The sequence below is a fragment of the Allgaiera indica genome (assembly GCF_900106675.1).
Classification (GTDB): domain Bacteria; phylum Pseudomonadota; class Alphaproteobacteria; order Rhodobacterales; family Rhodobacteraceae; genus Acidimangrovimonas; species Acidimangrovimonas indica.
Window position 1 is genome coordinate 1 of the sequence record NZ_FNOB01000068.1, and the last position, 1,739, is coordinate 1,739.

1 pseudogene is annotated in these 1,739 nt (G+C 65.8%); it reads right to left on the minus strand.

Features of this window, described 5'->3' with window-relative positions:
- Nucleotides 1-130: 130 nt before the first annotated feature.
- A pseudogene (locus BLV97_RS20590) lies at nucleotides 131-1,620 on the minus strand (IS3 family transposase); the annotation flags it as partial.
- Nucleotides 1,621-1,739: the final 119 nt, after the last annotated feature.

Consider the following 1,739-nt stretch of genomic DNA (forward strand, 5'->3'; position numbering starts at 1 on the left):
CGGTATTCGTCAAGGTAGTTGTCACGCGCATTCGTTTTCAGGCTGCTTGATCAGCCGGCCCGGCGACGGGTCCGCCGCCGCCAGCTTCATGGGGGAGCGCGTCGGCGGACCCATCGCCTCCCCGTCGTGGATCCGACCGTTCCGGGTTCAGCCAGACTGTGCCGAGGGGTTGCCAGTTGCGCGTAGGGCCTGACCAGCGTTCGGGGTGATCGTTGCGGGCCAACTCGTAGACCTGATGCCGACTGGCGAGTAGCTCGCGATCCTCGCCGCGGTGGCGCTGGTCGGGTGTCACGAAGCGGATCGCGCTGTGGCGGTGCTCCAGATTGTACCAGTTGGCGAATCCTTGGACCCAAGTCCTCGCTTCCCCGATCGTTGCGAAGCCGCGGGTCGGCCAGTTGGGCGTGTACTTGCAGGTCCGGAACAGCGCTTCCGAGAATGGGTTGTCGTTGCTGACCCGCGGGCGGCTGAACGACGCGATGACACCGAGCCGTTCCATGGTGACCTTCATCGTCGCGCCCTTCATCGGGCTGCCGTTGTCGGCGTGAAGAACGAGAGGGCTGGTCAGGCACCTCTCTGACCAGACCGCGCGCTCCAGGACCTGGGCGGCAAACTCGGCCGTCTCGCGGTCGTGGACCTCCCAGCCGACGATCTTCCTGCTGTAGATGTCGACAATGAGATAGAGGTAGAAGAACGCCCCAGCGATCGGCCCCGGCAGCCACGTTATATCCCAGCTCCAGACTTGGCACGGCGCCTTGGCCTCGAAGCTGGTCGGCGGCTTGCGGCGGGTGGCCGGACGGGCGCGACCGCGGCGGTGGTTCTGACCGCGCTCGCGCAACACCCGGTAATAACTTGATTCTGAGGCGATATAGGTGCCTTGGTCGGCCAGCCGGGGCACAATTTGGCTGGGCGGAAGGCTGGCGAACTCCGGGAGGTTGCAGGTTGCCACGATGTGGTCGCGCTCCTCTTCGGAGAGCTTGTTCGCGGGCGTTGGACGCTCCGCGAAGGGTCGGCGATCCTCGTCGATCCTTCCGTCGGGATCCCGCCAGCGACGGAGGGTGCGCGGGCTGAGGCCGATTTCGGCACAGGCGGCAGAGGGCCGGGCACCGGCCTCCGTGGCAGCGGCGATGAGGGCGGCAATTTCCTGGCGATCCGGGGCGGAGGTCATTCGTCCTCGCCGTCCTTGCGGCCCCAGATCGCATCCACCTTTTTTCTGAGGATCATCAGCGCGGCGGCCTCGGCCAGCGCCTTCTCCTTGCGGGCAAGCTCGCGTTCCAGCTGCTGGATGCGCTTCTTGTCGTCTCTTGTCTCGCGAGCGATCCGGCTGGTGGCCGCGCGTTCCCAGTCGTTCGCCCGCTCACAAGCGTCGCGCCAAACGGCCAGTTGCTCGGGATAAATGCCACGGCGTCGGCAGTATTCGCCCAACTCCGCCTCGTTCAGCGAGGCGGTCTCGGTCACTGCTCCATGCTTGTCGCGCGAGGTCCAGCCATCGGGCCCCGCATTGGCGTCGGGCAGGAACTGCCCCTTCGCCCGCGCCTCGGCCCGCCACTTGGTAAGCGTCGCAACGCTGATCCCTTCCTCCCTGGCCAACTGGCCGAGGGGCATATTGTTCGGCGGCAGCATCTTCGCGAGCACCGCCGACTTCCGTTCCGGTGAATAAGCCAAACCCTTGTCCTGTCCCGCCCGCCTCAGAATACACTTCCAGTTTCAGAGCGGATGACAACTACCCTGACGGAGGGGGG